The following is a 7143-nucleotide window of genomic DNA, read 5'->3' on the forward strand; positions in this document are numbered from 1 at the left end:
GATTTGCGGGTACAGCCAAGTGTGGGAAGTAGGGTGGGAGTAACGCCGGGCTGTAAACCACGTCGATAAAAATTTCATCAGCAGTCAGCAGTATTTCTCTTTCTTTCAATTGGGTTCTAATAACCGTATCGATGTAGTCGGTGGTGATTGATTGATCATTGGTCAGCGGATTAGTCAGGTGTTTCTCAGTCAGCCGCGTAAGGTCAATAATCGAGTTGCCCGCTGTTTTCGCTGAGATCAGCCAGCTGTCTTTGTTTTCGGTGCTCATCGCTTGCCACCAACGGGGCATGGACGTGTAGAGGATATATTTGTCGTTCCAGTTCAGATTCAGGAAGTTGTCGAACTGATAATGTGGGTCGAGTGATTGTGAAAGAGCCTCTAGAAAGTCACCGGATTTAAATCCCAGGGCTTTGGATATTTTGACGCAGTGCAAAAAGTCAGATTGTTGCTTGATAATCTGCGATGCCAATAGTTCGCTGAGAAAGTCTGCTTTCATGGGCCTGATATTCCAGGCATAGGTCGCAGGTTTTTCGTCATTGGACGGATTGATACTGAAGGCCTGCTCAAGTGGGACATTTTTCAGCAACCATGCTTTTTGTTCCGGGTCGCTCAGCCGTTTTACTAATGATTCGTTCAATGAAAGCAACGAATCGAACCCTTCCAGTCCATTATTGGGGGAATAAAGCACGACCGCGCCAAGACGGCCCCCTTCATGCTCAAAGGAGTAGAATTCGTTGGCGTGGGTGATAATAGATAGGCCGGTGAAGGGCACCAATGGATTATCGCCGACGCTTAAAGACAGGCTGAACACGCCGTGTTTTTTTATCAAGGTCGAATTGTTCGCTCGGCTGTACCGGAGCATTTCAGTCAGCATGGCGCCCTGCTGAGTGGTTAAGGTTTTCTGGTATACGCCTGCCCGAGCTTCCAGCTGCAGCGCTTTAGCGCGCTCGTCGATGAACAACGCTTTGCGGGTTTTACCATCGGTCCCGATGGCGCTCCAGTAACGTATCAAGGACTCGTTGTAAGCGTCGGACATTGAGTCCGCGCACTGACGGTAGATAGCTACCAACTGCTTATGGGTCAGTGAAAGCACCTCATTCACGACAGAAACTGAGTCTGCAACAGTAAACAGTCCGACACTTTCGTCTTCCAGCTTTAACGCTCCCAGGAAGTAATCGATCAAGCTATCGCACAGTCTGAAAGACTCATTGAACCTGCGATCCCAGCGAGGTTCTGGTGCTGGGCGCAGCGACGGAAAGTCGGTGTACGGCGGTATGTTGCGCGCTTTGTATTCGTACAGCGTCAACCACGTGTTTTGAAAGTCGATCATTACACCCGGATGATCTCGGTTAAGCGTTTTTCGGAACTCAAATTCAACCGTTGCGAGAAAGCTGGGTGGAAATAAATCTGAATCGACTGGCATGGTGTCCAGGCTTGCGGGCAGAGGGGGAATCTGATTGGTCATTTTAGTTATTCATGGTTGTTAATAAGGAAGTGCTCTCGTTAGCGATGTGCGAGAGGTCCAAACCATGGAGTCACTAAGCGAGGGCGGTGTCTGCCGGCCTGTGGATATTCAGCAGACCGAATCGGGCAGTTCTACCTGTAGGACCGGTCATGCGGGCTAGCGCTTGCGCATCAGCCCGATGAAAAACAGACCGCCGATTGCCGCTGTGGCTACCCCGATGGGCAGGTCTTCGGGGGCAATCAAGGTGCGGGCGGCGACATCGACCCACACCAGGAAAATACTGCCCATCAATACGCAGGCCGGTAGCAAGCGACGGTGTTCGGCGCCGACTATGCGGCGAGCTACGTGGGGCACCATCAGGCCGACGAAGCCGATTGAGCCGCTGATGGACACCATCACCCCGGTCATCAGCGATGCAATTAAAAATACCTTTATCCTCACGTTGCGTGCGTTCAAACCCAAGGTGACGGCGGTTTGCTCACCCGCCATCAAGGCGTTCAATGCGCGGGCCATGGCCAGCAGCAACAGCAGGCCGATCAACACACTGAATGCCGGGATACCCAGCAGCTCCCAGCGGGCCAGACCCAGACCGCCGAGCATCCAGAACATTACGGCGGAGCTGGCACGATGGTCGCCCATAAACAACAGCAAGTTGGCCAGCGCCATCATCACGAACGACACCGCGATGCCGCACAACAGCAGGCGATCACTGTCCAGACGGCCTTGGCGGTTGGCAATGGCGAGCACCATCAACATGCTGCACAACGCACCCGTGAACGCGGCGAGCGGCAGGGTCAAAAGCCCCACCACCTCACCAACGTGCAGCACCACGATGACCGCACCGAGGGTTGCACCGGAGGTTACGCCCAACAAATGTGGGTCGGCCAACGGGTTGCGGGTCACCGCTTGGAGTACCGCGCCAGTCAACGCCAGGCCGGCGCCGACCAATGCGCCGAGCAACATCCTTGGCACGCGAATCAACCACACAATGTGTTCCTGGCCCGCACTCCAGCTCGGTACGCCCGCGCCAAGCGCGAATAGCTTGTGTAAGAGGATCTGCCAAACAATGTGCGCGGGCACGGGCGCTGCACCAAAACCCAGCGACAGCACGCAGGACGCCAACAGCAAGAGGCCGAGGCCCACCATCAGCAGGCCATAGGTGCGCTGTCCGGTCACAGTGGTTTGCCGTGAAAGCCTGCGGCGAGGGTTTCGATGGCGTCGATGTTGTCGATCCCCGGAGTGGCAGCCACGTAAGGAATCACGATGAAGCGCTGGTTGCGAATCGCGTCGATGGATTGCAGCGCCGGGTTGTTTGTCAGGAAGCGCTCCTTCTGTTCAGCGGTGACTTCGCCGTAATCGACGATCACGATAACTTCGGGATTGCGCTCTACGACACTTTCCCAGTTGACCCGAGTCCAGCTAGCATCGATATCGTCCAGCACATTGCGCCCGCCGGCGGCTTCGATCAGCGCTTGGGGCATTGCCAGGCGGCCCGAGGTCATGGCTCGGTCCTCGCCACTGTCGTAAAGAAACACCCGGGGGCGGTCAGTGGGCAATCCGGCTTTAATATTCGCTACGCGCTGCTGCATCTGCGCAATCAACTGATTGGCGCGATCTTGCACGTCGAAAATCTTCCCCAGGTTACGCAAGTCGTTGTACATGTCATCGAGGGACGCCGCCGGACGTTTCATCACAAACGCGCACGATTCGGTCAACTCATACACCTTGATGCCGAGCGGGGCGAGGGTCTGCGGCGTGAGGTCGCCACCGATGCGCATGCCGTAATCCCAACCGGCAAAAAAGAAATCGACGTTGGCGTTGAGCAGGGTTTCCACCGACGGGTATTTGCTCGCCAATTCTGGCAGGCCATCGAGAACTTTCGCCATCTGCGGCGTCACCGTTTTCCAGCCGGTAATGCCGCTGTAGCCGACCATGCTCGATTTCAAACCGAGGGCGAGCATCATTTGCGTCATGTTGATGTCATGGCTGAGGGCGTGCTGCGGCGCTTTGTTGAAAGTCACTTCGCGGTTGCAACTTTGGACAGTCAGCGGGTATTGCGTAGCTTCGGCTGAGGCTTGGGCAACAACGATCGACATCAGCCCAAGGGCAAAGCTGATGCGCAGGAAAAAAGATGACGTCATGGGTGAGTGATCCAGGTAATTCGGGGGTAGCCGGAAAGCGGATGGGTGTCGACCAGTGCTTCGACGCCGAATACGTCGCGCAGTAATTCGACGGTGAGTACGTCCGTGGGCGTACCGCTGGCGACGATGCGCCCTTGGTCGATGACGTACAGCCGATCACAAAACGCAGCGGCGAGATTGAGGTCATGGAGGCTGGCCAATACGCCGATGTTCAGGCGCTTGATCAGTTGCAGCAGTTCGATCTGATAGCGTGGATCGAGGTGGTTAGTCGGCTCATCAAGCATTAGCAGGGTCGGTTGCTGAGCCAAAGCGCGGGCGAGAATCACGCGCTGCTTTTCGCCACCGGACAACGTGGCAAACCCATGGTCTTCGAAGCCGTGCATGCCCACCGAGAGCAACGCATCGCGGGCAATTTGCCGGTCTGCCAGCGTGTCGCCCTCGAACAGGCTTTTATGCGGCGTGCGGCCCATGGCGACCACTTCATCGACGGTCAGGCCAAACGCGTCGGGAAACTCCTGCAGCACCACTGCAATTCGCTGCGCGCACCAGCGTGGCGACTGCTGCCAAATATCGGCTTGATCCAGCAGCACTTCGCCCGTGGCCGGTCGGTTGAAACGGTAAGCACAGCGCAACAAGCTGGTCTTGCCGCTGCCGTTGGGACCAATCAACCCGACAAACTCCCCCGCAGCCACGCTCAACCCCACCTCGCGCAACTGGAACTGGTGATGGCAATGACCATGGCCGAGTGGCGACCATGCGAGGTTGGTGAGGGAAAGTGTGGTCATGGGGTGTCCTGTTGAATAAATGTGCTGCGAGCTCGGTCTCTGTAGGAGTGGGCTTGCTCGCGATCGGCTGCGTAGCAGTCGTAATCCAGCCGACTCAACTCCTCCAGCTGGAACTGAGTCCGGCATTTGGGACCGCTTCGCGATCCATCGCGAGCAAGCTTGCTCCTACAGGTTTGTGGCAGTGCGTTGAATTCGCGACAACACCAGCCAGTCCAGTGCCCAAACAGCCACCAGGGAAATGCCCACCAATGGAAACGCTAACCCCAGTCCGATCATGATCACGATGGCGGTTTTCCAGCGGGGCAGGTCGTGACGCAGCGGCGGAGCACCAAGGCCGCCTTGTGGGCGACGCTTCCACCAGATCACCAGCCCGCTCACAGAGCTAAGCAGCACCATCAGGCAAATCAGCAGAATCAGCAGTTGATTGAACCCGCCAAAGAACTTGCCTTCGTGCAGCATCACGCCCATTTCCGTGGCGCGGGAGACAGTGCTGTAGTCTTTCCAGCCGACGTCGGCCAAGACCTTGCCGCTGTATTGGTCTACATGCAAAGTGGCGTCTTTACGTGGGTCGTCAGCGAACACGGCGATGGTAAATACGCCATCTGCGGTGGTCGGCGCGGTGATGCTATAGCCCGGCTCAATGCGGCGCTCTGTGGCGATGTCGACTACTTGTTGCAGCGACAGCGTTGGCGCCGCAGGCATGGACATTCCAGCCATGTGATTCATGTGTTCCGCATGCTCGCCCGATACCGGCATCGGGGTGTTTTCCAGCGCCCACGGCACGGTTTGGCGGGCCGGTGTATTCAGTTCGCCAGCCTGTTTATTTGATTTCGGTACGTCGTTCCACATGGCTGCCGGGAAGGTGTTCCAGACGTCGGCAAACTGCTTGCCCCAGACGCCGGTCCAGGTCATGCCGCTGAGCAGCATCAGCAACAAAAACAACGCGCCCCAGAAACCGGTTACCGCATGAAAGTCGCGCCACAGCACCCGGCCCTTAGTGTTTAAGCGCGGCCACAAAACGCCGGCCATCGACGCACCGCGTGGCCACCACAGGTACAGGCCCGAGATCACCAGGACGATTGCCCAGCCGGCCGCTAACTCCACAATGCGGTCACCCACCTTGCCGAGCAGCAATTTGCCGTGCAGTGAGCGGGCGAGGGCTTGCAGGTTGTTTTTGCCGTCCTGGGTGCCCAGAATTTCGCCTCGATACGGGTCTATAAATACGTTCAGTTCACGGCCCTCCTGCAGCACCACAAACTGCGCGCTGCCTTGCGCGTTCAACGGCGGCAGGTACTTGCTGATGGGGGCCTGGGGATACGCCGCCTTCACCCGCTGTTGTTGCGCATCGGCGCTGAGCAATTGCTGGCCGGGTGTGACATACAGCAGGTCGCCGTACATCACGTTGTCCAGTTGTGGTTTGAACAGGTAAATGATCCCGGTCAACGACAGCAGGATGATGAACGGCGCGACGAACAGTCCGGCATAAAAGTGCCAACGCCAGGCAAGGTTGTAGAAAGAGACTTTTGTTTGAGTCATGTGCAGCGCTCCCGAAAGGGGATAAACACGGTTCGACCGGAACGGCACTTTTTGCAGTGTCGACCGGTTCAATGAATGGCGGAATTACCGTGCAATCGAGAGCGGCGGGGCGCGGGTACGGGCGTTGGGGAAGGTGGTTTGCCGGGCGTGGCCTTGTTGCGACGCCACGGTAAAAAAGCCAGTCGGCTTGGGTGGCGTGGCGGCGATGAACGCCAACGTCTGTGGCACCGCCGGGAAACTGAACAGCAGGGTGCAATAACCGCACTTGGCCCAAATAACATGGTCGGCGGCAACCGATGTCTGGGCCTGTTCGGCACCGTGGCAAGACGGCGCGTCTGCGGTCATGTCCGTGGGTGCGGTCATGTCCATTGATGCAGACATCGACATCCCGACGTGATGATCCATCGGCATCGCTTGGGAAATCAGCGGGCCGATAAAGATCATCAACATGGCGAACAGGCTCAGCCATGCGCCTCGCATTTTGCGAGGGCGCTGGATGAAACTGACGCGGTGCTGGGTGCGGTTCAATTCAGTGCTTTATTCGATTAGTGGTTGTGCTGGGCAGTGTCGTCTGGCGCTTGTTTTTGCACCGCGACTTCGACGGTCACGTCACCGGCTTTTTCGAAGTGCAACGTCAGTGGAAAGTGCTGACCGTCGACCAGCTTCGATTTGTCTTTCAACTCCAGCAACATCACGTGGTAGCCCATCGGGGCAAATGTCGCTTGGCTTTCGGCCGGGATCTCGACGGTTTGCACCTGTTGCATCTTCATCAGGGCGCCTTGCATCGAGTGTTCGTGCAGTTGGGCCAAACCGGCAATGGGGCTGTCGACACTGAGCAAGTGGTCGGCAGTTTTTCCGCCGTTGTGAATGACGAAATACGCAGCCACGGTGGGCGCATTAGGCGGTAGCTCCATGGACCACGGCTGCGCGATGTGTAACTCGCCGAGCATGAAGTCTTGAGCGTTGGCAAAACAGGCTGGCAGCCAAAGGGCGGCCAAAATAAGGATCTTCTTGATCATGGTGATTCTCCATCAGTCAAAGGCGCTATTTAGCCTGAATACTTCTGTAGAGCCAACTTGTTGGCGAAGCAATGTGCTTGGTGTATGACTCAAGGACTCTCGCCAACACATTGGCTCAGGCGATTTATGGACCATGCAGGTCCAGCGCCATGCCGAAAATCTGTGGGACCAACCGGGGCGCGTAGCTTTGTTCGGGA

General features: G+C 56.9%; 7 protein-coding genes. All 7 read right to left on the reverse strand.

Annotated elements, in window-relative coordinates; all coding sequences use genetic code 11:
- A partial coding sequence (locus M0974_RS09100; protein ID WP_297835515.1) for a hypothetical protein occupies nt 1–1465 on the reverse strand: 1465 nt, incomplete at its 3' end.
- 156 nt (nt 1466–1621) lie between these two features.
- A complete protein-coding gene (locus M0974_RS09105; RefSeq protein WP_297835523.1) occupies nt 1622–2611 on the reverse strand; it encodes an iron ABC transporter permease in 990 nt (329 codons plus the stop codon).
- 26 nt (nt 2612–2637) lie between these two features.
- Complete coding sequence (locus M0974_RS09110) at nt 2638–3561, reverse strand: ABC transporter substrate-binding protein (RefSeq protein WP_297835525.1); 924 nt, start codon at nt 3559–3561, stop codon at nt 2638–2640.
- A 41-nt stretch (nt 3562–3602) separates the two neighbouring features.
- On the reverse strand, nt 3603–4391 hold the full coding sequence (locus tag M0974_RS09115; protein WP_297835517.1) for an ABC transporter ATP-binding protein: 789 nt from the start codon (nt 4389–4391) through the stop codon (nt 3603–3605).
- Nucleotides 4392–4556: 165 nt separating this feature from the next.
- Entirely contained in the window at nt 4557–5927 is a 1371-nt protein-coding gene (locus M0974_RS09120; RefSeq protein WP_297835519.1) for a PepSY domain-containing protein, read from the reverse strand.
- A gap of 84 nt (nt 5928–6011) precedes the next feature.
- A complete protein-coding gene (locus M0974_RS09125) occupies nt 6012–6407 on the reverse strand; it encodes a DUF2946 domain-containing protein (protein ID WP_297835527.1) in 396 nt (131 codons plus the stop codon).
- 65 nt (nt 6408–6472) lie between these two features.
- Nucleotides 6473–6946 (reverse strand): copper chaperone PCu(A)C, encoded by a 474-nt coding sequence (locus tag M0974_RS09130; RefSeq protein WP_297835521.1) that lies wholly within the window; start codon nt 6944–6946, stop codon nt 6473–6475.
- Nucleotides 6947–7143 lie beyond the last annotated feature (197 nt).

The organism is Pseudomonas sp., from assembly GCF_026224925.1.
Lineage (GTDB): Bacteria > Pseudomonadota > Gammaproteobacteria > Pseudomonadales > Pseudomonadaceae > Aquipseudomonas.

Bases quoted from the DNA above. Each gene is read 5' to 3' on its own strand.
- M0974_RS09110 (WP_297835525.1), bottom strand. From the start codon at position 3,561: ATGTCGATCGTTGTTGCCCAAGCCTCAGCCGAAGCTACGCAATACCCG.
- M0974_RS09125 (WP_297835527.1), bottom strand. From the start codon at position 6,407: ATGCGAGGCGCATGGCTGAGCCTGTTCGCCATGTTGATGATCTTTATC.
- M0974_RS09130 (WP_297835521.1), bottom strand. From the start codon at position 6,946: ATGATCAAGAAGATCCTTATTTTGGCCGCCCTTTGGCTGCCAGCCTGT.
- M0974_RS09105 (WP_297835523.1), bottom strand. From the start codon at position 2,611: ATGGTGGGCCTCGGCCTCTTGCTGTTGGCGTCCTGCGTGCTGTCGCTG.
- M0974_RS09115 (WP_297835517.1), bottom strand. From the start codon at position 4,391: ATGACCACACTTTCCCTCACCAACCTCGCATGGTCGCCACTCGGCCAT.
- M0974_RS09120 (WP_297835519.1), bottom strand. From the start codon at position 5,927: ATGACTCAAACAAAAGTCTCTTTCTACAACCTTGCCTGGCGTTGGCAC.